The sequence below is a fragment of the Streptoalloteichus tenebrarius genome, assembly GCF_024171885.1.
Classification (GTDB): domain Bacteria; phylum Actinomycetota; class Actinomycetes; order Mycobacteriales; family Pseudonocardiaceae; genus Streptoalloteichus; species Streptoalloteichus tenebrarius.
On the sequence record NZ_JAMTCP010000009.1, the window covers coordinates 102,024 to 127,037 of the forward strand.

The 25,014-nt window shown below is 72.7% G+C and carries 23 protein-coding genes; 10 read left to right on the forward strand and 13 right to left on the reverse strand.

All coding sequences use genetic code 11. From position 1 onward, the window contains the following. Positions 1–26: 26 nt before the first annotated feature. Together LX15_RS11340 and LX15_RS11345 are read right to left on the reverse strand one after the other, a co-directional pair. Positions 27–905, reverse strand: a complete 879-nt coding sequence (locus LX15_RS11340; RefSeq protein WP_253669493.1) for an ATP-grasp domain-containing protein — start codon at positions 903–905, stop codon at positions 27–29. Next, on the reverse strand, positions 902–1,210 hold the full coding sequence (locus tag LX15_RS11345; RefSeq protein ID WP_253669494.1) for a hypothetical protein: 309 nt from the start codon (positions 1,208–1,210) through the stop codon (positions 902–904). Before LX15_RS11345 ends, LX15_RS11340 begins: the two co-directional genes overlap by 4 nt. 146 nt (positions 1,211–1,356) lie before the next feature. Here LX15_RS11345 and LX15_RS11350 point away from each other — a divergent pair, with 146 nt between their 5' ends. After that, a complete protein-coding gene (locus LX15_RS11350; RefSeq protein WP_253669495.1) occupies positions 1,357–2,340 on the forward strand; it encodes a quinone oxidoreductase family protein in 984 nt (327 codons plus the stop codon). Between the two features lie 244 nt (positions 2,341–2,584). On the opposite strand, the gene LX15_RS11355 is transcribed toward LX15_RS11350, so the two are convergent. Next, on the reverse strand, positions 2,585–3,589 hold the full coding sequence (locus tag LX15_RS11355; protein WP_253669496.1) for a heme o synthase: 1,005 nt from the start codon (positions 3,587–3,589) through the stop codon (positions 2,585–2,587). 212 nt (positions 3,590–3,801) lie between these two features. On the opposite strand from LX15_RS11355, the gene tkt reads away from it, so the two are divergent. The 8 genes from tkt (at position 3,802) to LX15_RS11395 (ending at position 14,210) form a co-directional block, all read left to right on the forward strand. Further along, complete coding sequence (gene tkt / locus LX15_RS11360; RefSeq protein WP_253669497.1) at positions 3,802–5,898, forward strand: transketolase; 2,097 nt, start codon at positions 3,802–3,804, stop codon at positions 5,896–5,898. A 12-nt stretch (positions 5,899–5,910) separates the two neighbouring features. Next, a complete protein-coding gene (tal, locus tag LX15_RS11365; RefSeq protein WP_253669498.1) occupies positions 5,911–7,023 on the forward strand; it encodes a transaldolase in 1,113 nt (370 codons plus the stop codon). A 4-nt stretch (positions 7,024–7,027) separates the two neighbouring features. Beyond that, a complete protein-coding gene (locus LX15_RS11370; RefSeq protein WP_253669499.1) occupies positions 7,028–8,692 on the forward strand; it encodes a phosphoglucose isomerase-related protein in 1,665 nt (554 codons plus the stop codon). After that, the gene (gene zwf, locus LX15_RS11375) at positions 8,689–10,221 is read left to right on the forward strand and encodes a glucose-6-phosphate dehydrogenase (protein WP_253669500.1); all 1,533 of its coding nucleotides are present in this window, start codon (positions 8,689–8,691) and stop codon (positions 10,219–10,221) included. The genes LX15_RS11370 and zwf overlap by 4 nt, the downstream gene beginning before the upstream one ends. 144 nt (positions 10,222–10,365) lie before the next feature. Continuing rightward, entirely contained in the window at positions 10,366–11,586 is a 1,221-nt protein-coding gene (gene opcA, locus LX15_RS11380; protein WP_253669549.1) for a glucose-6-phosphate dehydrogenase assembly protein OpcA, read from the forward strand. Further along, positions 11,583–12,359, forward strand: coding sequence for a 6-phosphogluconolactonase (gene pgl / locus LX15_RS11385; RefSeq protein ID WP_253669501.1), 777 nt, complete (start codon positions 11,583–11,585; stop codon positions 12,357–12,359). The genes opcA and pgl overlap by 4 nt, the downstream gene beginning before the upstream one ends. Before the next feature lie 116 nt (positions 12,360–12,475). Then, positions 12,476–13,036: a type II toxin-antitoxin system VapB family antitoxin gene (locus LX15_RS11390; protein ID WP_253669502.1), complete on the forward strand. Its 561-nt coding sequence runs from the start codon at positions 12,476–12,478 to the stop codon at positions 13,034–13,036. Positions 13,037–13,820: 784 nt separating this feature from the next. After that, positions 13,821–14,210, forward strand: a complete 390-nt coding sequence (locus tag LX15_RS11395) for a hypothetical protein (RefSeq protein ID WP_253669503.1) — start codon at positions 13,821–13,823, stop codon at positions 14,208–14,210. A 51-nt stretch (positions 14,211–14,261) separates the two neighbouring features. Here the strand turns inward: LX15_RS11395 and LX15_RS32410 are convergent, their stop codons facing one another. The 3 genes from LX15_RS32410 to LX15_RS11410 all read right to left on the reverse strand — a co-directional run bounded on the left by LX15_RS32410 (position 14,262) and on the right by LX15_RS11410 (position 15,923). After that, on the reverse strand, positions 14,262–14,738 hold the full coding sequence (locus tag LX15_RS32410) for a Uma2 family endonuclease (protein ID WP_308213449.1): 477 nt from the start codon (positions 14,736–14,738) through the stop codon (positions 14,262–14,264). 145 nt (positions 14,739–14,883) lie between these two features. Further along, positions 14,884–15,153, reverse strand: coding sequence for a hypothetical protein (locus LX15_RS11405; RefSeq protein ID WP_253669505.1), 270 nt, complete (start codon positions 15,151–15,153; stop codon positions 14,884–14,886). Between the two features lie 77 nt (positions 15,154–15,230). Further along, complete coding sequence (locus LX15_RS11410; RefSeq protein ID WP_253669506.1) at positions 15,231–15,923, reverse strand: hypothetical protein; 693 nt, start codon at positions 15,921–15,923, stop codon at positions 15,231–15,233. A 390-nt stretch (positions 15,924–16,313) separates the two neighbouring features. Here LX15_RS11410 and LX15_RS11415 point away from each other — a divergent pair, with 390 nt between their 5' ends. Next, positions 16,314–17,477: a sensor histidine kinase gene (locus LX15_RS11415; RefSeq protein WP_253669507.1), complete on the forward strand. Its 1,164-nt coding sequence runs from the start codon at positions 16,314–16,316 to the stop codon at positions 17,475–17,477. A gap of 131 nt (positions 17,478–17,608) precedes the next feature. On the opposite strand, the gene LX15_RS11420 is transcribed toward LX15_RS11415, so the two are convergent. From LX15_RS11420 to glpK, 7 genes are all read right to left on the reverse strand, one after another. Continuing rightward, positions 17,609–17,950 (reverse strand): RNA polymerase-binding protein RbpA, encoded by a 342-nt coding sequence (locus LX15_RS11420; protein WP_253669508.1) that lies wholly within the window; start codon positions 17,948–17,950, stop codon positions 17,609–17,611. 60 nt (positions 17,951–18,010) lie between these two features. Continuing rightward, positions 18,011–18,244: a preprotein translocase subunit SecG gene (secG, locus tag LX15_RS11425; RefSeq protein ID WP_253669509.1), complete on the reverse strand. Its 234-nt coding sequence runs from the start codon at positions 18,242–18,244 to the stop codon at positions 18,011–18,013. A gap of 226 nt (positions 18,245–18,470) precedes the next feature. Continuing rightward, positions 18,471–19,259 (reverse strand): triose-phosphate isomerase, encoded by a 789-nt coding sequence (tpiA, locus tag LX15_RS11430; RefSeq protein WP_253669510.1) that lies wholly within the window; start codon positions 19,257–19,259, stop codon positions 18,471–18,473. 2 nt (positions 19,260–19,261) lie between these two features. Continuing rightward, positions 19,262–20,476 (reverse strand): phosphoglycerate kinase, encoded by a 1,215-nt coding sequence (locus LX15_RS11435; RefSeq protein WP_253669511.1) that lies wholly within the window; start codon positions 20,474–20,476, stop codon positions 19,262–19,264. Positions 20,477–20,484: 8 nt separating this feature from the next. Further along, a complete protein-coding gene (gene gap / locus LX15_RS11440; protein ID WP_253669512.1) occupies positions 20,485–21,489 on the reverse strand; it encodes a type I glyceraldehyde-3-phosphate dehydrogenase in 1,005 nt (334 codons plus the stop codon). A 284-nt stretch (positions 21,490–21,773) separates the two neighbouring features. Continuing rightward, on the reverse strand, positions 21,774–23,339 hold the full coding sequence (locus LX15_RS11445) for a glycerol-3-phosphate dehydrogenase/oxidase (protein WP_253669513.1): 1,566 nt from the start codon (positions 23,337–23,339) through the stop codon (positions 21,774–21,776). A gap of 137 nt (positions 23,340–23,476) precedes the next feature. Beyond that, positions 23,477–24,973 (reverse strand): glycerol kinase GlpK, encoded by a 1,497-nt coding sequence (glpK, locus tag LX15_RS11450; RefSeq protein ID WP_253669514.1) that lies wholly within the window; start codon positions 24,971–24,973, stop codon positions 23,477–23,479. Between the last annotated feature and the right edge of the window lie 41 nt (positions 24,974–25,014).

Here is a 25,014-nt window from a genome sequence, read left to right on the forward strand (position 1 = left end):
CCCTCACCTCCACTGACGACAAGCGCTCAGCGAGCGGCCAGCGCGGACCGCACCGCCGACGCGAACCGGGCCGGGGCCTCCGGCCCGGTCTGCCGGAAGCCCAGCGAGGGCTCGGTCAGCTCCAGCTCCAGCAGGAGCTGCCGGCCGTCCGCCCCGCGCAGCACGTCGACCCTGGCGTACACCAGCTCGTTGCGGCGCATCCCGAACCGGGCGCACACCGCGTCCAGCGTGTCCTCGGCCAGCACCCGCTGCTCCGCCGTCGGCGTGGTCGGCCCCAACCGCTCCGCCAGGAACAGGCCGGACGGGTCGACCCTGTTGCCCAGCATCGGTCCCTTGTGGAACGAGTGCGAGTAGACCCCGCCGAGGTAGACCAGCGCGGTCTCCCCCTCGGCGTCCACGGCCGGCTGGTAGGGCTGCACGAGCGCCACGCCGCCGTCGGTGTGCAGGTCCGCGAGGTGACTCGCGGCCTCCTCCCGCTGGTCGGGGGCGAACCGGCGCGCGCCGTGCGAGCCGGCGCCCACGGCCGGCTTCACCACCACGTCGACGTCGGGCCAGTCAGGGACAGCCCCCGGCGGGACCAGCTCGGTCGGCACGACCGCGAGGCCGTCGGACGCGAGGTCGGCCAGGTAGGACTTGTCGGTGTTCCAGCGCACGAGGTCGGCCCGGTTGGCCAGCCGGGGCACCGCGTCGCACCAGGCGAGGAACTCCTTGCGGCGCAGGGTGTAGTCCCAGGTCGCGCGGAGCACGACCAGGTCGGCCCCTGCGAAGTCGGCCGAGGGGTCGTCCCACGGCGCGAACGCCGCGTCGACGCCGACCTCGGCCAACGCCGGCAGCACGCCGACGTCGTCCTTGTCGGAGTCGGGCATCGCCGCGCAGGTGGCCAGCAGCACGCGGGGACGGCTCATCGGCCGGCCATCCGGTGCCGGTGCGCCGGACCGATCCGGACCTGGGCCGTGGTCTCGCGGTCCCAGCCGGTCAGCTCCAGCCCCTCCACGGCGGCGACCACGGCCTCGCCCGTGGCCACGTCCTTCACCACGACGTCGCCGAGGGCGCCGTCCTCGCCGACCATGGTGACGCGGGCCCCCTTGCGGCCCAGGTACTGGACGACCGCGCGACCGGTCTTGCCGTGCTCGGCGACGAACCGGCGGGCCGCGTTCACCGCCGAGGGGGGAGCGACCACGCTCTGGCTGGCAGGAGTCTGATCAGACACGAGCGCGAGCCTAACCCGCGGTCCTTCGCGGCGTCGGAGGGAATCCGACCACCGGCCGACGGCCGCTGGCGGGAACAAGCGCGGGACGGGCCGTCGTTGGCGCGAGCGAGATCGACGAGCAGAGATCACGACCAGGAGGAGGTCCGATGCGGGCGGTGGTGGTGCGGTCCCATGGTGGTCCCGAGGTTCTCCAGCAGGAGGACGTCGACGAGCCGACGCCGGGGGCCGGCGAGCTGCTCGTCGAGGTGGCGGCCTCCGGGGTCAACTACATCGACACCTACCAGCGGACGGGCGCCTACCCGCTCCCCCTGCCGGTCACGCTCGGGCTGGAGGGCGCGGGCCGTGTCCTCGCGGTGGGCGAGGGCGTGACGGAGTTCGCCGTGGGCGACCGGGTCGCGTGGGGCAACACCCTCGGCAGCTACGCGGAGCGGGCGGTGGTGCCGGTGCGCGACGCGGTCGCCGTGCCCGACGGCGTGGACATCGAGGTCGCGGCCGGGGCGCTGTTGCAGGGCATGACCGCGCACTACCTGACTCACTCCACCTATCCGGTGCGTGAGGGCGACACGGTGCTCGTGCACGCCGCCGCCGGGGGCATGGGGCTGGCGCTGACGCAGATGGTGAAGGCGCTGGGCGGACGGGTGATCGGCACCGTCTCGACCGAGGAGAAGGAGCGGCTGGCCCGCGAGGCCGGCGCGGACGAGGTGATCCGGTACACCGAGTTGGGCGGCGGGGAGGAGCTGGCCGCCGAGGTGCGGCGGCTGACCGACGGCGAGGGCGTGCCCGTCGTGTACGACGGGGTCGGGGCGACCACCTTCGACGCGAGCCTGGCGAGCCTGCGGCGTCGGGGTGTGCTGGCGTTGTTCGGCGCGGCCAGCGGGCCGGTGCCGCCGGTGGACCCGCAGCGGCTCAACCGCGCGGGGTCGGTGTTCCTGACCAGGCCGACCCTGGCCGACCACGTGGCCACCAGGGAGGAGCTGACCTGGCGGGCCGGTGACGTGTTCCGGGCGATCGCGGAGGGCTCGCTGACCATCCACATCGGGCACCGCTACCCGCTGGGCGAGGCGCGCACCGCGCACGAGGACCTTCAGGGGCGGCGCACGACGGGCAAGCTCCTGCTCCTCCCCCGCTGAGCAGCGCTGAACAGCGTTGAACAGCGCTGGCCGGCACACCGATCGACATCGACAGACATCGACAGACATCGATCGGCGTCGATCGGCGAACCCAGCGCTGAGCCGACACCGAACGGCGTCAACGAACACGGTCCGCGCGGGAAAAACACCACGGGGGCCTTCCGTCAGATGACGGAAGGCCCCCGTGGTGTTGGCTCTCACAGGTCCGATCGGCGGGCCGGACCCCTCTCGCCGGGACCGGACCTCAGAACGGCCAGCCGAGCGCCGGCCAGCCGAGCACCGAGTCCACCGACAGCCCGACGCACACCAGCATCAGGTAGGTGTTCGACAGGTGGAACAACTTCATCGGGTTGGCCTTGCGCCCGCGCTTGGTCGCGGTGTGCAGGCGGTGGGCCACCACGAGGAACCAGGCGCCGGCCAGCACCGCGGACACCGCGTACAGCCAGCTCGTCGCCGGGACCAGCAGCAGGGACCACAGCACGGTCGCCCACGTGTACAACACGATCTGGCGAGTCACCCGGTCGGGCGCGGCGACCACCGGCAGCATCGGCACGCCGGCCCTGCGGTAGTCGTCCTTGAACTTGGTGGCCAGCGCCCAGGTGTGCGGCGGGGTCCAGAAGAAGACGATGCCGAACATCACCAGGGCCGGCCACTCCACGGTGCCGGTGACCGCGGACCAGCCGATCACCACCGGCATGCAGCCGGCCGCGCCGCCCCACACCACGTTCTGCGCCGTCCGGCGCTTCAGCACCAGGGTGTAGATCAGGACGTAGAACAGGATCGTGGCCACGGCCAGCACGCCGGCCAGCAGGTTCGTGGTCCCCCACAGGAACAGGAACGACGCGACGCCGAGCACCAGTCCGAACACCAACGCGTGGCGCGTGCTCACGCTGTGTTTCGGCAATGGCCGCACCTTCGTGCGTTTCATCACCGAGTCGATATCGGCGTCGGCGACACAGTTCAACGCGTTCGCGCTGCCGGCCGCCATAATCCCGCCCACCAGGGTGGCGAAGAAGGTCCCGAGCGGCGGAAGTCCGCGCTGGGCCAACAACATCGCGGGGATGGTGGTCACCAGCAGCAGCTCGATGACCCGTGGCTTGATCAGCCCCACGTACGCCCGGAGCAGATCGCCCAGGCTGCGGGCTCGGGAGGCTGTGGGCAGCTCGACGGCGGTGCTCACAGCGCCCCCCGCGCAGCGCTCACCGGCGGCATGGGACTCCTCGTCGGTTCGGGTGTCGACCCTGGACATCGGGCCGTGACGAATGGTAGTCGCACTACTCAACCGTCCACCCGCCGGGGTGCTTCGCCCCGGCTGGGTGGTGGCGTGCGGATCACGCGATCAGCGGACCCGGACTAGGCTGACCCGCGGACGAGGGAGAACCAGCGGGAAGGGCCGGACGACGACATCCCCTCGTACGCCGTTCACGCCCCCCGCGATCAAGTGAAGTGGGAGCTGCGTCCGTGTCCGTCACCGACGAACTCACCCGTCTGACCACCCCCAGCCTGCCGGCCGACTGGTCCGAGCTGGACCGGCGCGCGGTCGACACCATCCGGGTGCTCGCCGCCGACGCCGTGCAGAAGGTGGGCAACGGTCACCCCGGCACCGCGATGAGCCTCGCGCCGGCGGCCTACGCGCTGTTCCAGCGCGTCATGCGGCACGACCCGTCCGACCCGGAGTGGATCGGCCGTGACCGGTTCATCCTCTCCGCCGGGCACACCAGCCTCACCCTGTACCTCCAGCTCTACCTGTGCGGCTACGGCCTGGAGCTGGAGGACATCAAGGCGCTGCGCACGTGGGGTTCCAAGACCCCCGGCCACCCGGAGTACTGGCACGCGCCGGGGATCGAGATCACCACGGGTCCGCTGGGCCAGGGCCTGTCCTCCGCGGTCGGCATGGCGATGGCCGCCCGCCGCGAGCGCGGCCTGTACGACCCCGAGGCGGCGCCGGGTGAGAGCCCGTTCGACCACCACATCTACGTGATCGCCTCCGACGGCGACATCGAGGAGGGCGTGACCTCCGAGGCGTCGTCCATCGCCGGCGTGCAGAAGCTGGGCAACCTGGTCGTCATCTACGACGACAACCGGATCTCCATCGAGGACGACACCCGGATCGCGCTCGGCGAGGACGTGGGCAGGCGCTACGAGGCCTACGGCTGGCACGTCCAGCACGTGGACGGCGGCGAGAACGTCGTCGGCATCCTCGACGCGCTGGAGGCGGCCAAGGCCGAGACCGAACGGCCGTCGATCATCATCCTGCGGACGGTGATCGCCTACCCCGCGCCGACGAAGATGAACACCGGCAAGTCGCACGGCTCCGCGCTGGGCGAGGACGAGATCGCCCGGATCAAGGAGATCCTCGGCTTCGACCCGCGGCGCACCTTCCAGGTCGACGACGACGTGCTGGCGCACGCCAGGGGCGTCGTCGAGCGGGGCAAGGCCGCCCACGCCGAGTGGCAGAAGGCGTTCGACGCCTGGGCGAAGGCCAACCCGGAGCGCTGCGCGCTGCTGGAGCGGCTGAGCAAGCGCGCCCTGCCCGACGGCTGGGAGAGCAAGCTGCCGAGCTGGGAGCCGGACGCCAAGGGCATGGCCACCCGCAAGGCGTCGGGCGAGGTGCTGTCCGCGCTCGGCGAGGTGCTGCCGGAGCTGTGGGGCGGCTCGGCCGACCTGGCGGAGAGCAACAACACCACGATCAAGGGCGCCGACTCGTTCGGCCCCGAGGAGATCTCCACCAGCCAGTGGCAGGCCAACCCGTACGGCAGGACGCTGCACTTCGGCGTCCGCGAGCACGCGATGGGCGCGATCCTCAACGGCATCGCGCTGCACGGCGGCACCCGCCCGTACGGCGGCACCTTCCTGGTGTTCAGCGACTACATGCGTCCCGCGGTGCGGCTGGCCGCGCTGATGAAGGCCCCGGTCGTCTACGTGTGGACGCACGACTCGATCGGCCTCGGCGAGGACGGCCCCACGCACCAGCCGATCGAGCACCTGGCGGCGCTGCGGGGCATCCCCGGCCTGTCCGTGGTGCGCCCGGCGGACGCCAACGAGACCGCCGCGGCGTGGAAGGCGATCCTCCAGCGCACCGACGCCCCGGCCGGCCTCGCGCTGACCCGGCAGAACGTGCCGATCCTGGAGGGCACCGACCCGGAGGGCGTGGCCAGGGGCGGCTACGTGCTGGCCGACGCCGAGAACGGCCGGCCGGACGTGATCCTCATCGCCACCGGCTCCGAGGTGCAGATCGCGGTCGAGGCCAGGAAGGTTCTGGCCGACGAGGGCGTTGCCGCTCGTGTGGTCTCGATGCCGTGCGTGGAGTGGTTCGACGCCCAGGACGAGACCTACCGGGAGCAGGTTTTGCCGTCGTCGGTCCGGGCACGTGTGTCGGTGGAGGCCGGCATCGCCATGCCGTGGCACCGCTTCGTCGGCGACGCCGGCGAGACGGTGTCCATCGACCACTTCGGCGCCTCTGCCGACTACCAGACCCTGTACCGCGAGTTCGGGCTCACCACCGAGGCCGTCGTCGACGCGGCCCGGCGGAGCCTGGGCCGGACCCGCGAGGCGTGAGGGAGGACTGACGTGAGCAACAACCGACTGGCCGCGCTGAGCGAGGCCGGTGTCTCGATCTGGCTCGACGACCTGTCCAGGGAGCGGCTGGAGTCGGGCAACCTGGCCGCGCTGGTGCGCGACCAGCACGTGGTCGGGGTGACCACCAACCCGACGATCTTCGCGGCCGCCCTGTCCAAGGGCGAGTCCTACGACCCGCAGGTGCGCGAGCTGGCCGCCAGGGGCGCCTCGGTGGACCAGGCCGTGCGCGAGATCACCACGACCGACGTGCGCAACGCCTGCGACCTGTTCCGCGCCACGTGGGAGCGGACCAACGGGCTGGACGGCCGGGTGTCCATCGAGGTGGACCCGAGGCTGGCGCACGACACCGAGGGCACGGTGGCCGAGGCCCTCGAGCTGTGGAAGACGGTCGACCGGCCGAACCTGATGGTGAAGATCCCGGCCACGGTCGCCGGCCTGCCGGCGATCACCCGGGTGCTGGCCGAGGGGATCAGCGTCAACGTCACGCTGATCTTCTCCGTCGAGCGGTACCGCGCGGTCATGGACGCGTTCCTCGACGGCCTGGAGCAGGCCAGGAGCAAGGGCCGCGACCTGTCCCAGATCGCCTCGGTCGCCTCGTTCTTCGTGTCCAGGGTGGACACCGAGGTCGACCGGCGGATCGGCGAGCTGGGCACGCCGGAGGCGGAGGCGCTGCGCGGCCAGGCCGCGATCGCCAACGCCCGGCTGGCCTACGCCGCGTACGAGGAGGTCTTCGGCGGTGAGCGGTGGCGGGAGCTGGCCGGCGCCGGCGCCCGGCCGCAGCGGCCGCTGTGGGCCTCCACCGGCGTGAAGGACCCCGCCTACTCCGACACCCGGTACGTGGACGAGCTGGTGGCGCCGGGCGTGGTGAACACCATGCCGGAGAAGACGCTGCTGGCCGTCGCCGACCACGGCGAGATCACCGGGGACACGGTGACCGGCCGGGGCGAGGCGGCCCAGGAGGTCTTCGACGCGCTGACCGAGGCCGGGATCGACTTCGACGACGTGTTCGCGGTGCTGGAGCGCGAGGGCGTGGAGAAGTTCGAGAAGTCCTGGGCCGAGCTTCTGGAGACGGTGACCGAGCAGCTCGACCGGACGAGGGGCTGATCGGATGAGCAACGAGATCCGCTCGTCGGGGTCGGGCGCCGACGCCGGGGCCGCCGTGGCGGTCGACATTGTCCACAGTGGACTCGCTGCTGACGCGTCCCCGCTCGCCGACCAGTTGGTCGGCGAGCGGGTCGCCAGCAGGCTGACCGCCCAGGACGCCACCCTCTGGGGACCCGAGGCCGAGCCGGAGGCCTCGATCCGCCTGTCGTGGACCACGCTGCACGAGACCTCCCGGCCGCTGCTGGCCGAGATCGAGGCCCTGACCGCCGAGCTGCGGGCCGAGGGCGTCGACCGGGTCGTGCTGGCCGGCATGGGCGGCTCCTCCCTGGCCCCCGAGGTCATCTGCGCGACCGCCGGCGTGCCGCTGGTCGTGCTCGACACGACCGACCCCGGCCAGGTCGCCGACGCGCTGTCCGGCGACCTGCGGCGCACCGTGCTCGTGGTGTCGTCGAAGTCCGGCTCGACCGTCGAGACCGACAGCCACCGCCGGATCTTCGAGCGCGCCTTCGCGCAAGACGGAATCGATGCAGCCTCGCGCATCGTCGTGGTGACCGACCCCGGCTCGCCGCTGGCGGCGCTGGCCGAGGAGTCCGGGTACCGCAAGGTGTTCCTCGCCGACCCGCACGTCGGCGGCCGCTACTCGGCGCTGACCGCGTTCGGCCTGGTCCCCGCGGGGCTGGCCGGCGCCGACATCGCCGGGCTGCTCGACGACGCCGCGGCCGCGGCGCCCGCGCTGGCCGCCGACGACGCCGCCAACCCGGCGGTCCGGCTGGCGGCGGCGCTCGGCGCGGCCCACGCCAGGGGCGCGGAGAAGGTCGTGCTCGCCGACACGGGCTCGGGCATCACCGGCTTCCCCGACTGGGCCGAGCAGCTCATCGCCGAGTCCACCGGCAAGCAGGGCACCGGCCTGCTGCCGGTGGCGGTGGAGGGTCCGGACGCGCCGGGCTTCGCCGACGCGGCCGACGACGCGACCCCGGTCGCGCTCGGCCCCGCCCAGGGCGGCGCGCGGATCACCACCACCGGGACGCTCGGCGGGCTGTTCCTGCTGTGGGAGTACGCGACCGCCATGGTCGGCCGGCTGCTCGGGATCAACCCGTTCGACCAGCCGGACGTGGAGGCCGCGAAGAAGGCCGCCCGGGCGCTGCTGGACGCGCCGTCGCCGGCCGGCCCCGTGGTCACCCCGACCGCGGTCGACGGACCCGTCGAGATCTACGCCTCCGGCGGCTCCTGGCTGTCCCCCGGGGTGGCCAGCGTGGCCGACGCGTTGCGCGCGCTGCTCGCGGCCACGCCGGACCACGGCTACGTGGCCGTGCAGGCCTACCTGGACCGCCTCGACGACGCCTCGGCCTCGCTGCTGCGGCGTGAGCTGGCGCGCCGTTCCGGGGTGCAGACCACCTTCGGGTGGGGGCCGCGGTTCCTGCACTCCACAGGGCAGTACCACAAGGGCGGCCACCAGAACGGCGTGTTCCTCCAGGTCACCGGCGGGGTCGACGAGGACCTGCCGGTGCCGGGCCGGCCGTACACGCTCGGCGAGCTCCAGCGGGCGCAGGCCCTCGGCGACGGCCAGGTCCTGGCCGAGCACGGCCGTCCCGTGCTGCGCCTGCACCTGACCGACCGGGTCGCCGGCCTGTCCCACCTCATCAAGGCTGTGCAGGAGGTCAAGGCGTGACACAGGCTGCCTGGCGCAACCCGCTCCGGGACGAGCGGGACAAGCGGTTGCCCCGGATCGCCGGGCCGTGCGGCCTGGTGATCTTCGGGGTGACCGGCGACCTGTCCCGCAAGAAGTTGATGCCGGCGGTGTACGACCTGGCGAACCGGGGGCTGCTGCCGCCGGGCTTCGGCCTGGTCGGCTTCGCCCGCAGGGACTGGGCCGACCAGGACTTCGGGCAGGTGGTGTACGAGGCGGTGCGGCAGCACGCGCGCACCCCCTTCCGGCAGGCGGTGTGGGACCGGCTGGCGGAGGGCTTCCGGTTCGTCCCCGGCACCTTCGACGACCCCGCCGCGTTCGACACGCTCGCGGCCACCGTCAAGGAGCTGGACGAGGAGCGGGGAACGGGCGGCAACCACGCCTTCTACCTGTCGATCCCCCCGTCGTTCTTCCCGGTGGTCTCCGAGCAGCTCGCCCGCTCCGGCCTCACCGACCAGGGTCCGGACCAGTGGCGCCGGGTCGTGATCGAGAAGCCGTTCGGGCACGACCTGGCCAGCGCCCGCGACCTCAACCGGGTGGTCAACGAGGTCTTCCCCGAGGAGTCGGTGTTCCGCATCGACCACTACCTCGGCAAGGAGACGGTCCAGAACATCCTGGCGCTGCGCTTCGCCAACCAGCTCTTCGAGCCGCTGTGGAACGCGCACTACGTGGACCACGTGCAGATCACGATGGCCGAGGACATCGGCATCGGCGGCAGGGCCGGCTACTACGACGGCATCGGCGCGGCGCGCGACGTGATCCAGAACCACCTGCTCCAGCTCCTGGCGCTGATGGCGATGGAGGAGCCGGGCTCCTTCCACCCGAGGGCGCTGCGGGCGGAGAAGATCAAGGTGCTGTCGGCGACCAAGCCGGTGGGCCCGTTCGACCAGACCACGGCGTACGGCCAGTACACCGGCGGCTGGCAGGGCGGCCAGAAGGTGCTGGGCTACCTGGAGGAGGAGGGCATCGCGCCCGGCTCCACCACGGAGACCTTCGCCGCCATCACCTGTGAGGTGAACACCCGGCGCTGGGCGGGCGTGCCGTTCTACCTGCGCACGGGCAAGCGGCTCGGCCGGAGGGTCACCGAGATCGCCGTGGTGTTCAAGCGGGCGCCGCACCTGCCGTTCGACGCCACGATGACCGAGGAGCTGGGGCAGAACGCCCTGGTGATCCGGGTGCAGCCGGACGAGGGCGTGACGATGCGGTTCGGCTCGAAGGTGCCGGGCGCGGCCATGGAGGTCCGCGACGTCACGATGGACTTCGGCTACGGGCACGCGTTCACCGAGAGCTCGCCGGAGGCCTACGAGCGGCTGCTGCTGGACGTGTTGCTCGGCGAGCCCTCCCTGTTCCCGGTGAACGAGGAGGTCGAGCTGTCGTGGCAGATCCTCGACCCGGTGCTGCGGTTCTGGGCCGAGCAGGGCACGCCCGAGCCCTACCGGGCGGGCACCTGGGGGCCTGAGTCGGCTGACGCGATGATGGCCAGGACTGGCAGGCACTGGAGGCGACCGTGAGCGACGCTCTTCTCTTCCGCTCACGGTCGACGACCGGGTGCGGGTGTCCCGCAAGGCACTGGAGGCGACCGTGAGCGACGCTCTTCTCTTCCGCTCACGGTCGACGACCGGGTGCGGGTGTCCCGCATGGCACAGGAGGCGACCGTGATCATTGATCTGCCAGCGACGACGACCTCGCAGGTCAACAAGAAGCTGGTCGAGCTGCGCGACCAGGGTGGCGCGGTCGCGCTGGGCCGGGTGCTCACCCTGGTGATCGTCACCGACGACGGCGAGCAGACCGAGGCGGCCGTGGACGCGGCCAACGAGGCGAGCCGCGAGCACCCCTGCCGGGTGATCGTGGTCGCCAGGGGTCCGCGCAAGGCCGCCGCCCGGCTGGACGCGCAGATCCGGGTCGGCGGCGACGCCGGGGCCAGCGAGGTGATCGTGCTCCGGCTCTACGGCCCGCTGGCCGACGAGGGCGCGAGCTGCGTGGTGCCGCTGCTGCTGCCGGACGCCCCGGTGGTGGCGTGGTGGCCGGGCAACGCGCCCGCCGTGCCGTCGGAGGACCCGATCGGGCGACTGGCGACGCGGCGGATCACCGACGCCGCCGCCGAGAAGAACCCGATCAAGGCGCTGGAGACGCGGCGCGACTCCTACGCCGAGGGCGACACCGACCTGGCGTGGACCCGGCTCACCACGTGGCGGGCGCTGCTGGCCTCCGCGCTGGACCTGCCGCCCTTCGAGAAGGTGACCTCGGCGACGGTGACCGGCGGGGCCGACTCCCCGTCCACCGACCTGCTGGCCGGCTGGCTCGCCGCCTACCTGGACATCCCGGTCAGCCGGCGGAAGACGCCGGCGGGCGAGGGCATGCACTCGGTGGTGCTGGAACGCAAGTCCGGTGCGGTGGAGCTGTCGCGTCCGGACGGCAGCGTGGGCACGCTGACCCAGCCGGGCCAGCCGCCGCGCCGGGTGGCGCTCCAGCGCAGGGAGAACCGGGACTGCCTGATCGAGGAGCTGCGCCGGCTGGACCCCGACGAGGTCTACGACGCGACGCTGCGGGCGCTGCCGAAGGTCAAGCAGGCCCGCACGATCAGCAGGCCGGCGGACCGGGGCGCGGCGAAGGCCGCCGCGAAGACCACGCCCAAGGCGGGCGCGGCGAAGCCGAAGGCGGCCGGGAAGTCCCGTCGGGCCGTCGCGGCGGCGGCGTCGACCGCGACGTCGGCGAAGGCCACGGCCTCCGCCCCGGCGGCCTCGGCCGGCAAGGCGGAGCGGAAGTCCGCCAAGTCCGGGGCGAAGTCCACCTCGGAGAAGTCCGCGGGCCGGGGCAAGGCGGCGCCGAAGCCGGCCAAGCGCTCCGGCAAGAAGGCGAGCGGGGCCCAGCGATGAGCCAGCCCCAGGTCGTGGTGCACGAGACCCCCGAGCTGCTGGCGGCGGCGGTGGCGGCCCGGCTGGTGACCACGCTGGTCGACGCCCAGGCCGCGCGCGGCGCGGCGTCGCTGGTGCTGACCGGCGGCCGAACGGGGATCGCGGTGCTGGAGCAGCTCAGGGACTCGCCGGCGCGGGACGCGGTGGACTGGTCGCGCGTCGACCTCTTCTGGGGCGACGAGCGGTTCCTGCCCGCCGGGCACCCCGACCGGAACGAGACGCAGGCCAGGGAGGCGTTCCTGGACCACGTGCCGGTGGACCCGGCGCGGGTGCACGCGGTGGCGGCCTCCGACGGCCGGTTCGGGGACGACCCGGACGCGGCGGCCGCGGCCTACGCCGAGGTGCTGGCCTCGGTGGCGGGGCCGGGTGACCACGGCGGGGTGCCGACGTTCGACGTCTGCCTGCTCGGGGTCGGCGAGGAGGGGCACACCGCCTCGATCTTCCCCGACTCCCCCGCCGTGCACGAGGCCGAGCGGACGGTGGTGGCGGTGCGCGACTGCCCGAAGCCGCCGCCCACCCGGGTCTCGTTGACGCTGCCGGCCATCCGGCAGTCGGCCGAGGTGTGGCTGCTGACCACGGGCACCACCAAGGCGGGACCGGTCGCGATGGCCCTCGGCGGGGCCGACGAGGTCGAGATCCCGGCGGCGGGCGCGCGCGGCCGGCGGCGCACCCTGTGGCTGCTCGACCGGGCGGCCGCGAGCCGGGTGCCGGGCGCGTCCCACCCGTCGGCCTGATCCTCACTCGCACGTGGCGGGTGGTCCGAACTCCCGGACCACCCGCCACGTCGTTCTCCTCCCGACCTCGGCTCGCCCCCGTTCGAATCCTCACCTCTCGGCACCGGGAGACCCGGATGAGCATGATCAAGATCGATGTCGATGACGACCTCCTCGCCGAGGCCATGCGCCTGACGGGCGCCGTCACCAAGGAGGACACCGTGAACCGCGCCCTCGCCGACTACGTCGCCCGACGACGGCGTGCGGCGGCGCGCGCTCGACGACCTGGGGCGCCGGGGGGCGGCTGGCCAGTTCGACGCGGCCGAGGCGGCCCACCACACCACCAAGGGTCGTCGTCCTGGCGGGAACGAGGCGTGATCGAGCGCTACCACATCGCGAGGCACCTCAGCGGTGTGGCGGCTGGCTCGTGCCGTCGCCCTGCGCGACTCGGGTTCGACCGCGTCACCTGGGGCCTCGTGCACATCTGCGCTCCGCCCCGGACGGAGTGCCTGCGGTCAGCGCGCGACCTCGCGGACCGCGACGCGATGGAGGAGACCCTGCGGGACCTGTTCTCCCTGGTAGCAGCGCCCAAGAACGCCTCGATCCAGGCCGACAGCGACCATCGGCGAGCAACCAAGACGATCGCCGCGGCGCTCCCCGAGGTCACCGAGCAGGACATTCACTCCCCTCAGCCCTGAGCCCCCGGTGGCGACCCACAGAAACATGTCGGAATCGGGGGGGATCGTGGCCGTCGCAGCCGCGACAGCCCGGGCGGCCTGCCGTAGTGCCCGTCGGCGGAGTCCATCTCCTACCAGAAGACCATGTCCAACAAGCGACGCTGGAGGCCCTCCTCGATCGGTCGCCACCCTCGCGGATCGACCGGTGTCCACGAGGCCGAGGTGGGGCTGTCCACCGCCGGTCGGGCAGCCTGATGAGGGCGGGATCGCGTTCGAGGAGGGCATCGCGCTCTGTCCGCCATGCCATCGCCTCCGCCTCCCCGTGGTAGCAGTCGAGCACGCCTACGAGGCGTTGCTGGCGTTAGCCCGTCCGGACCGACCGAACGGTGGCCTGGCCGTTGGGTGAACTGGGCACGTCGCGAAGAAGCTGGTGATCAAGTCCAGCAAGGACGCCGCCGAGCACGAACAACATGCGCCCATGCCACGCGGGTTGTCGACGCCGGTCAGCGGGCCGGTGAGCAGTTCGAGTTGGATGCCGCGCTCGGCGTGGTCACTCCCCTCAGCCCTGCCCCCGGGTGCCGACCTGGGAGGTGAACCAGGGCGCGGCGGGCACCGTCCACAGTGGAGGGAGCCGGGCGTGGTGGCCGGTCTGACCGGAAAGCCGGACAACTGAGCAGGTGACGGACACCCGACACCGGTGACCAGTCGTACGCATGGGCGATAGCGGGTCACCTGTTCTTGTTGTTTTCGCAGTCAGACGGGGAAACTCCACAGGGCCTGATCGTCACATCTCCGGGAGGCCGCCATGCCCCTGTCCTCCGCCGTCCGTGACCGCGTGCGGGCGTTCCTGTCGTCCGAGGAGGAGATCCGCTTCCTGTTCCCGGGCACCGCCGTGTCCGTCGGCACCTCGCTGGGCAGTCTCTTCGGGATGGCGGGCTATCTGGTGGCCGTCACGGACCGGCGGGTCGTGGTGCTCGCCGGGAGCTGGTTCCGCCGGCACCGGCCGGTCTCGCTGTGGGCGGAGTACCCGAGGACGACGGTCCTCGGGCCGGTGGACACCTCCCTGACCCCGACGATCACCCTGGGCGGGCTGGTCCTGGAGGTGGACGAGGAGTACGTCCCGGTGATCCGCGCGGCGGACGCCGAACTCGCCGGCGCGGACTGCCTGCCGCCGGACCCGCTCCCCCACCTCTGAGGGGCGCGGGACAGACCAGAGCGCCGACGTGGTCCTGGCGGCCAGGACCCGTCAGGGGCTGAGGTCGGCCGGGTCGAACGTGACGGGAAGAGGAGAGGCGGTGACGGTGACCCGCTCACCCGGCTTCGCCTCGACCTCGGGCACGTAGCGACCGTGCACGAGCGCGTGCGCCGCGAACCGGCATTCGCCCCACGGCCCGAACTCCACCGACCGCAGGAAGGGAATGCCGGCGGCCGCGAACGCCGCGACCTTGTCCCGGCGGTTCTTACTGGTGTTGCCCGGAGACCAGACCTCGACCACGAGGCGGACGGCGTCGGGGTGGGTGTTGGTTTCCTCTCCCCACTCGTTGACGACCATGACGTCGGGGATGACACGGTTGCGTCCCTCGATGCTGATCCGGCGGCGACGCCCTGAAGGACGGGGAGACCAGGCGTCGCGCGGACGGCATCCCGGAGCAGCACGAACAGTTCCCCGACCGCGTACTGGTGCCGCTTGGACGGTGTCGGGCCGATCTCGTAGCAACCCCACAGGAGTTTAAGCCGACGCCCGTCCACGGATTGGTCGGTGGCAAGCCTCTCCGCGACGGTGTGCGGCCCGAGCGGGCGATGTGCAGGGGGCGCTCATGTGCCGCTCCGCTCCCTCACCTCGGACCGAGGGTCGCCCGGTGGGCGGGTCATTCCCCGGAGTCGTCCCCGGCGGGCCGCTGGGCGACCTGGCGCAGCCCGGCGACGCGGCGGGCCGCCCTGGCCGCCGCGCGCGCGGACAGCTCGGCCACGACCGCCGCGAGCCGGTGCGGGTCGAGGGCGCTCGCGCCGGGCCCGAACTCGACGTCGCACACCGCGCCGCCCGCGCCGACGCGCACGGCGACCGCCCCGTCCGCGCTGCGCGCCCACGCGCTGATCCGGTCCATCGCGTCGTCCCTCCACGCCGTTCGGTCCCGCACCCCGAGCATGGCGGATCTCGCTGGTGTCCTTCGAGGCCCTGACGGGGACTTTGCGCGGATCGTGCGGCGATTCACGTTCAGCGCCGGAAGAACCCCGGTTGTTGGGCGAAGTCGTTGACGATTCTCATACCGACGCGGTGGTCCAGCCGGGAGCCGTCGGCGAAGTGCCAGACGAGGCGGAACTTCTCCAGGGTGCGCGGCGCGTCGGCGATCTCGACGCCGCGCAGCGCGTCGGCGGCCCCCGCCCACTCCGGCTCCTCACCGGGTCCGGCCTTCGCCACGCCGGTCTCCCCCTGGCGGTCCGCCGCGCCGTCCCGGGAGATCAGGTCGCGGCCCATGTCCAGCACCCGGCGGCCGACGGCGAGGCCGGTCTCGCCGATCTCCCTGGCGGCGCCGGCCAGACCCGTCCGGTCGGCCAGCACGAGGAGGCGCTGATCGGTGAGCGCGACGACGGAGCGCCCGGCCGCCGCCCTGGTGAACCCGACGGCCAGGCAGTCGGGGCGGTCGCCGTGGACCTCGCCGTTGGGCTCGCGGGAGGCCTCCCCCGAGGCGTCGTCGGCGATCACCGCCACCGCGACGCTCGCCGCGGCCTTCGCCGTCCGGAAGGCGGTCCGCCCGATGCCCTGGACGAAACCGAGGGCGTTGTTCTCCCTGCCGTCCTTCGCCAGTCCCGGCACGCGGAACCTGGGGCGGTGCAACGGAAGCCGCAGGGACCAGACGACCCGTTCGCCGGGGCGCAGGAACCTCTCGATCTCGTTGTGGTCGGCCACGCCTCACCCTTCTCCATCACCGGACGCGGGGACCAGTGTCCCAGCCCGCCGTGCGAGCCCGGCGGCGACACCGGGCCGGCCGGCCCCCGTGGATCATGACAGTCGTCCCGGCGGCCGGAGACCCGAACGAGCGAACCATTTCCTGACGCGAACACGACTTTCGGGGGTTGTCCCACCGGCTGGGCGGGGACACGGCCATGGCGGTGACCGTGTGCCGCTCCGCTCGCGATTAACCACCCGGACGAAGTACCTTTACCTCCGTCGTTCGAGTGGCAGGAGGTAGCGGTCCTGGTCGCTCACGAGCTGTTGACGGGCCAACCGGCCGGTTCCGCCCCGCTCGTGCCCCGGCAGCGTGGGCGTTCCCCGGCGCGCGTTCCCTGGTGGCGCCGGGTGTTGCGGCCTTTGGGCCGGTGGCGGTCCCACGCGTGGGACGCGGGCGCCATCCTGCTGGCCGCGGCCGACCTGGTGCTGTCGATCGGCGACCCCCAGACCGACGTCCCGCCCTACGCCCACGTGATGTCGTGGGTCGCGTGCGCGGCCCTGGTGCTGCGCCGACGGTTCCCCCGTCTGGTGCTGGCGATCTGCGTGCCCGGTCTGCTGGTCGGCTACGCGCTCGTGGCGGCGGAGGTCGCGCTCTACACCGTGAGCCGGCGCCGCCCCTTCGGCTGGCAGGTCGTCGTCGGCTGTCTGGCCGTGTGGGCGTCGTCGTTCGTCCTGTGGCCCCTGCCCACGTTCCTGGAGCTGTCGCTGCACGAGGTGCTCGGCCGGTTCCTCTACGGCGGGCTCCAGGCGCTGGCCCCGTTCGCGCTCGGCCTGTTGATGCGCACCAGGACCGAGCTGTCCCACCGCGTCCGCGAGCTGGCCGAGGGGCGCGAGCGGGAGAAACGCCTGCACGCGCACGCGGTGCTCGCGCAGGAACGCACCCGGTTGGCCCGCGAGATGCACGACGTGGTCTCGCACCAGGTCACGCTGATCGCCATGCAGGCCGGCGCGCTCCAGTCCTGCACGCCGGACGACGAGGCGCGGGAGGTCGCCGGCACCATCCGCCAGCTCAGCGTCCGCACGCTGGAGGAGCTGCGCCAGATGGTCGGCGTGCTCAGGGTGACCGCGCTGGACGCCGAGGCCGCCTCGCACCCCGGGTTGAACGACCTGCCCGAGCTGGTCGCCAACAGTGGCGTCCCGGTCGAGCTGACCCTGGGCGCCCTGCCCGACCCCGTGCCGGCCCCGCTGGCCACCGCGGCCTACCGCACGGTGCAGGAGGCGTTGACCAACGTCCGCAAGCACGCGCCGGGAGCGACGGCGTCGGTGCTGCTCGACGTGCGCGAGGACCACCTGACCGTCGAGGTCCGCAACGGCAACCCCTCGACGACCGCCCCGCCGCCGCCCGCGTTCCCCTCGGGCGGCCACGGCCTGGTCGGGCTGCGGGAACGCGCCGAGCTGCTCGGCGGCGACTTCCGGGCCGACCGCACCGAGGACGGCGGCTTCGTCGTCGTGGCCCGCCTCCCGCTGGGCGGCGCGGGGGTCCCCGGTCAGGGCCGTCAGGGCCAGTCCTGACCGCCCGCGTCCCCGCCGCCCGACATCGCCCTGAGAACGCCGGCGGCCCCGGACGGCGCGTTCGCCGCCGGGGCCACCGGGTCACTCTCGATCATCGCGGGACGACGGCCAGCCGTCGGTCCCGCGCCGTCTCACTCGCCCCGCTGGGCGCGGAGCTTGGCGAGGGCCTCCTCCAGGATCGCCTCGCCGTCGGCGTCGCTGCGCCGCTCCTTCACGTACGCCAGGTGCGTCTTGTACGGCTCGTTGCGCGGCGGGTCCGGCGGACTCTCCTGGTCCTTGCCGGCGGGCAGCCCGCAGCGCGGGCAGTCCCACAGCTCGGGCTCCTCCGCGTCGAGCGCGAACGACGGACGCACCTCGTGCCCGTTGGCGCACCAGTACGAGACCCGGCGCCGGGGCGCGGACTCCCCGCGCTCGGACTCGCCCATCGGGCCCGCGCCGACCCGGGTCCCGCGGATCGCGTTACCACCAGCCATCGACCCTCACACCCCCACCAGGTGGTCTTGCCCCAAGGTTCGTCGAAGTCGCGGACCTGCTCAGCTCACCTTGAGCAACAGCCCGACGCCCACCGCGGAGATCACCCAGATGGCCGCCACGAACAGCGTCAGCCGGTCCAGGTTCTTCTCCACCACGGTCGAGCCGGACAGGCTCGACTGCATGCCCCCGCCGAAGAGCGAGGACAGCCCGCCGCCGCGACCGCGGTGCAGCAAGACCAGCAGCACCAGCAGGACGCTGGACGCGATCAGACAGATCTGCAGGAAAAGCTTCATCCTCAACCCTCGCTGTCAGGCGGTCGACGTCACAGACTACCCGGTCGGTGGTCGCCGCTGAACCATGAGTCGATCTTCGGGAGCGGATCCCGGGCCGCTCGACCCTCCGCCACGACACCAACTTAGCGTCTCCGACGGACAACGGAGCGCAGTGGCCCCGACGAACGAGAACCCCGTCGTCCGGTCGGCCCCTCGGGTGGGGCCGACCGGACGACGGGGTCGGGGGTCACGGCAGGGGGCCGCCCGCCGCCAGCGCGCACAGCTTGGCGAACTCCTCGCCGTCGAGGCTCGCGCCGCCGACCAGCGCGCCGTCCACGTCGTCCTGCTTGACGAGGTCGGCGATGTTGCCGGACTTCACCGAGCCGCCGTAGAGCACGCGGACCGCGTCCGCGATCTCGGCGCCGTACTTCTCCGCGAGCTTGGCCCGCAGCGCGCCGCACACCTCCTGCGCGTCGGCGGGGGTGGCGACGCGGCCGGTGCCGATCGCCCACACCGGCTCGTAGGCCACCACGACCTGGCGCACCTGCTCAGCCTTGAGGCCCTTGAGCGCGGCCAGGAGCTGCGCGGCGCAGTGCTCCACGTGGGTGCCCTGCTCGCGCACCTCGATCCGCTCGCCCACGCACAGGATCGGGGTCAGGCCGTGCTTGAGCGCGGCCCGCACCTTGCGGTTGACCAGCTCGTCGTCCTCGTGGTGGTACTCGCGGCGCTCGGAGTGGCCGACCACGACGAAGGTGCAGCCGAGCTTGGCGAGCATCGGGCCGGACACCTCGCCCGTGTAGGCGCCCGCGTCGTGCGCGGAGATGTCCTGCGCCCCGTAGGTCAACAGCAGCTTGTCGCCGTCCACCAACGTCTGCACGCTGCGGATGTCGGTGAAGGGCGGGATGACCGCGACGTCGACCTTCTCGAAGTACTTCGCCGGCAGGGCGAAGGCGATCTTCTGCACCAGGGCGATGGCCTCGAAGTGGTTGAGGTTCATCTTCCAGTTGCCCGCGATCAGCGGCTTGCGCGAGGCCATCCTCAGTCCTCCAACACCGCGACGCCGGGGAGTTCCTTGCCCTCCAGGAACTCCAGGGAAGCCCCACCACCGGTGGAGATGTGCGAGAAGCCGTCCTCGGGCAGGCCGAGCTGACGCACGGCCGCGGCCGAGTCGCCGCCGCCCACGACGCTGAACGCGTCGCCGTCGACGAGGGCCTGCGCGACGGCGCGGGTGCCGCCGGCGAACGCCTCGAACTCGAACACGCCCATCGGGCCGTTCCAGAACACGGTCCTGGCGTCGGCCACCTTGCTGGCGAACAGCTTCTGGCTCTCCGGGCCGATGTCCAGGCCCATGCGGTCGGCCGGGATCGCGTCGGCCGGCACCACCTGGTACTCGGCGTCGGCGGCGAAGGTCGTGGTGGCCAGCACGTCGACCGGCAGCACCAGCTCGACGCCGCGCTCCTTCGCGGTGTTCAGGAACCCGCGCACGGTGTCGAGCTGGTCCTCCTGGAGCAGCGAGGAGCCGACCTCGTGGCCCTGGGCCTTCAGGAAGGTGTAGGCCATGCCGCCGCCGATGACCAGGCGGTCGACCTTGGTGAGCAGGTTGGCGATCACGCCGAGCTTGTCCGACACCTTGGCGCCGCCGAGCACGACGACGTAGGGCCGGGCCGGGTCCTCGGTGAGCCGGCGCAGCACGTCGACCTCGGCCAGCACCAGGCCGCCGGCGTAGTGCGGCAGCCGCTGGGCGACGTCGTAGACGGAGGCCTGCTTCCGGTGCACCACGCCGAAGCCGTCGGACACGAACGCGCCGGGGCCGCCGTCGCCGGCGACCAGCGCGGCCAGCTCGTCGGCGAGCGCGCCGCGCTCGGCGTCGTCCTTGCTCGTCTCACGGGCGTCGAAGCGCACGTTCTCCAGCAGCGCCACACCGCCGTCGGCCAGACCGTCCACAGTGGACTTCGCAGACGGGCCGACAACGTCGGCGGCGAAGGCGACCTCGGCGCCGAGCAGCTCGCCGAGCCGCCTGGCGACCGGGGCGAGGGAGAACTCGGGCTTCGGCTCGCCCTTGGGCCGGCCCAGGTGCGCCGTCACCACCACCCGGGCGCCGGCCTCGGCCAGCGCCCGGATGGTCGGCAGCGACGCCCTGACCCGACCGTCGTCGGTGATCCTCTCGCCGTCCAGCGGCACGTTGAGGTCGGCGCGCACGAGCACGCGCCGACCCCGAACGCCCTCGGACAGCAGGTCGTCGAGCGTCCTCACCGGCGGCCTCAGAGCTTCGAGGCGACCAGGGCGACCAGGTCGGCCAGCCGGTTGGAGTAGCCCCACTCGTTGTCGTACCAGCCGACGACCTTCACCTGGTTGCCGATGACCTTGGTCAGCGGCGCGTCGTAGATGCACGACGCCGGGTCGGTGACGATGTCGGAGGACACGATCGGCTCGTCGCTGTAGCGCAGGATGCCCTTCAGCGAGCCCTCGGCGGCGGACCGGTACGCGGCGTTGACCTCGTCGAGGGAGACCTCGCGGGACAGCGTCACGGTCAGGTCCGTGGTGGAGCCGGTCGGCACCGGCACGCGCAGCGCGTAGCCGTCGAGCTTGCCGTTCAGCTCCGGCAGCACCAGGCCGATGGCCTTGGCCGCGCCGGTGCTGGTGGGCACGATGTTCAGGGCGGCGGCGCGGGCCCTGCGCAGGTCCTTGTGCGGGCCGTCCTGGAGGTTCTGGTCCTGCGTGTACGCGTGGATGGTGGTCATCAGACCGCGCTCGATGGTGAACGCGTCGTGCAGCACCTTGGCCAGCGGGGCCAGGCAGTTGGTGGTGCAGGACGCGTTGGAGATCACCGTCTGCGAGCCGTCGTACTTCTCCTCGTTGGCGCCGAGGACGACGGTGAGGTCCTCGCCCTTGGCGGGCGCGGAGATGATGACCTTCTTGGCGCCGCCCTCGTCCACGTGCCTGCGCGCGTCGGCGGCGTTGGTGAAGAAGCCGGTGGACTCGACCACGACGTCGACGCCGAGGTCCTTCCACGGCAGCTTGCCCGGGTCGCGCTCGGCGAGGGCCCTGATGGTCTTGCCGTCGACCTCGATGCCCTCGTCGGTGGCCCGCACGTCGGCGTCGAGCCTGCCCAGGATGCTGTCGTACTTGAGCAGGTGCGCCATGGTCGCGACGTCGCCCAGGTCGTTGAAGGCCACGATCTCGATGTCGTGGGAGCTGGCCTGGACAGCACGCCAGAAGTTGCGTCCGATGCGGCCGAAGCCGTTGACACCTACGCGAACCGTCACGGTTCTTTCTCCCTATGGCTCGACCCGGCCGGAAACCGGGCGGGGTTTTGTCCTCGATGGCCACCCTAGCGGCCAGACGGAGTCCCTGGTCACACGGGCCGCCGCCCTTCTGGATCGAACCAGTGGAGCGGCGGGGGCGCCAGCCCCCAATTGGTCTGAACCAAATGCGGGGATGGTCGCCCTGCGTCCTCCGCCTGAAAGCATTCCGCCGTCGCGGCGGGGCCGCGCGCCGAGGCGCGCCCCCGCCGCGACGGCGTCCGTCGCTCGGCGTGATCAGCGTGACATCACGCCACCTCGGCGCGCGCTCCGCTGGCGACCAGCAGCTCGGCCACGCGCGCCCGCACCTCGGGCGTGTCCAGCCCGCGCACCGACACGGTGGTGCGCCGGCGCAGCACGTCCTCGACGTCGCAGGCCCACTCGTGCTCGATCGCGTGCACCACCTGCGCCCAGATGTCGGGGCCGTCGGGGTGGACGCGCTCCAGCAGCGCCGGGTCGGCGGCGGCCAGCGCGACCACCTCGTGGCTGTGCGTGCCGTAGTGGGTGGCCAGGTGGGCCGCCACGTCGTCGGGCAGCTCGGGGGCCGCGGCCAGCAGCACCCGGCTGACGCTGTCCGGCTGGGCCGCGCCCGGCAGCGGGGCCGCCGGCCGGTCCAGGGCCTTGTCCAGCCCCGGCATCCCGAGCTGGGCCGCGACCCTGGCCAGCACGGTGCCGCCGATCTTGCGGAAGGTGGTCCACTTGCCGCCGGCCACGCTCAGCATGCCGCCGGAGCCGACGGTGATCACCGTCTCGCGCTTGGCGTTCTTGGTCTCGCCGGGGCCGCCGGGCAGCACCCGCAGGCCGGCGAAGGTGTAGGCGATCCGGTCGCGGTCCAGCGCCTCGGCGTCGATGCCCAGCGCCGCCTCGGCCAGGATCTGGTCCACGTCGGCCTCGGTGCAGCGCACCTCGGCCGGGTCGCCCTCGTACGCCTCGTCGGTGGTGCCGAGCAGGAGCTGGCCCTCCCACGGGATCGCGAAGTTCACCCGGACGTCGTCGATCGGGGTGGTGACGGCCGCGGTCCACGGCCGCTCGGTGCGCAGCACCAGGTGCGCGCCCTTGGACAGCCGCACGCTCGGGGCGGCCTTGGGGTTCTCCATCCGGCGGAGGTGGTCCAGCCACGGGCCGGTGGCGTTCACCACGACCCTGGCGTCCACGCCGAACTCGGTCCCGTCGAGCCGGTCCCGCAGGTCCACGCCGGTGACCCTGCCGTTGACCTTGCGCAGGCCGGTGACCTCGGCGTGGTTGAGCAGCACCGCGCCGGACTCGACGGCGGCGCGGGCGGACATGACCGCCACGCGGCTGTCGTTCATCTGGTGGTCGTAGTAGAGGGCGCAACCACGCAGGCCGGCCATCTTCAGCCCGGGGGCCAGCTCGCGGGCGCGGGCCGGCGAGACGACCTTGCCGGTGCCGTCGCCGAAGCCGGACAGGGCGCTGTAGAGCAGGACGCCCGCGCCCAGCTTCAGCCGGGAGTGCGGGCCGTCGTCGAACACCGGCACCAGGAACGGCAGCGGGCGCACCAGGTGCGGCGCGAGCCGGTCGCCCAGCGCGCGGCGCTCGACGTGGTTCTCGTGCACCAGCCGCACGTCGCCCATGGCGAGGTAGCGCAGGCCGCCGTGGACCAGCTTGGACGAGGCGCTGGAGGTCGCTCCGGCGAAGTCACCCCGCTCCAGCAGGGCCACCCGCAGACCGGCCCTGGCAGCCGCCCAGGCGGTGGCGATGCCCAGGATGCCACCGCCCACCACGGCGACGTCGAACGTGCCGCGTCCCAGGCTCTCCCTGGTCAGAACGCGCTGCTCGGCCACCGACTCGGACATCGGGGGTTCTCCTTCCAGTCTCTGTGCGGGACACCCGCACCCGGTCGCCGTCCGTGGCCAAGGGGAAAACGATGATCGACCACGGACGGCTCCAGATAGGTGGGGCCGGACCGGTGTCCCCCGGTCCGGCCCCTGCATCACTCGTCGTCCTCGTCGATCCAGTCCATCGTGCGCTGGACCGCCTTCTGCCACTTGCGGTAGCCCCGCTCGCGGACGCCGGCCTCCATCGAGGGCAGCCACTCCGCGGCGCGGTGCCAGTTCTCCCGCAGGGCGTCGGTGTTGGGCCAGAAGCCCACCGCGAGGCCGGCCGCGTAGGCCGCGCCCAGGCAGGTGGTCTCGGCGATGATCGGTCGCACGACCGGCACGTCGAGGACGTCGGACAGGAACTGCATCAGCAGGTTGTTGGCGGTCATGCCGCCGTCGACCCTGAGGGTGGTCAGCTCGACGCCGGAGTCGGCGTTCATCGCGTCCACCACCTCGCGGGTCTGCCATGCGGTGGCCTCCAGCACCGCCCTGGCCAGGTGGCCCTTGGTGATGTAGCCGGTCAGGCCGGCGATCACGCCGCGGGCGTCGCCCCGCCAGTGCGGGGCGAACAGGCCGGCGAAGGCCGGCACGAAGTAGCAGCCGCCGTTGTCCTCGACGGTGCGGGCCAGGGTCTCGATCTCCGGGGCGCTGGCGATCAGGCCCATGTTGTCGCGGAACCACTGCACCAGCGAGCCGGTCACCGCGATCGCGCCCTCCAGCGCGTAGGTGGCGGGCTGGTCGCCGATCTTGTAGCCCACGGTGGTCAGCAGGCCGTTGGCCGACTGGACGGGCTGCTCCCCGGTGTTGAGCAGCAGGAAGCTGCCCGTGCCGTAGGTGCACTTGCCCTCACCGGGCGCGTAGCAGGTCTGGCCGAACAGGGCGGCCTGCTGGTCGCCGAGGGCCGAGGCCACGGGCAGGCCCGCCAGGGTGCCGGTCGCGTGGCCGTAGACCTCGGCGGAGGAGCGGATCTCCGGCAGCATGGCGCGCGGCACGCCCATGGCCGCGAGCAGCTCGTCGTCCCAGTCCAGGGTGGCCAGATCCATGAGCATGGTCCGGCTGGCGTTGGTCACGTCGGTGACGTGCCGGCCGGTGAGCTTCCAGATCAGCCAGGTGTCCATCGTGCCGAACAGGACCTCGCCGCGCTCGGCCCGCTCGCGCACGCCGGGCACGTTGTCCAGCAGCCAGCGGATCTTCGGGCCGGCGAAGTAGGTGGCCAGCGGCAGGCCGCACTTCGCGCGGAACCGGTCCTGGCCGCCGTCGGCGGCCAGCTCGCGGACGAGCTGGTCGGTGCGGGTGTCCTGCCAGACGATCGCGTTGTGCACCGGCACGCCGGTCTCGGCGTCCCACAGCACGGTGGTCTCGCGCTGGTTGGTGATGCCCACCGCGGCCAGGTCGTGCACGGTGATCGACATCTTCTGGAGCGCGCCGTGCACGACGTCGAGCACGTTCGCCCAGATCTCCTCGGCGTCGTGCTCGACCCAGCCCGGCTTCGGGAAGATCTGGCGGTGCTCCTTCTGGGCGACCGAGACGATGCTGCCGGCCTCGTCGAAGACGATGCACCGGGAGGAGGTCGTCCCCTGGTCGATGGCGGCGATGTAGCGGTGGCTCACGGCGGCGTTCCTCGTGTTCGTCGTCATGGGGTCGGAGGGCG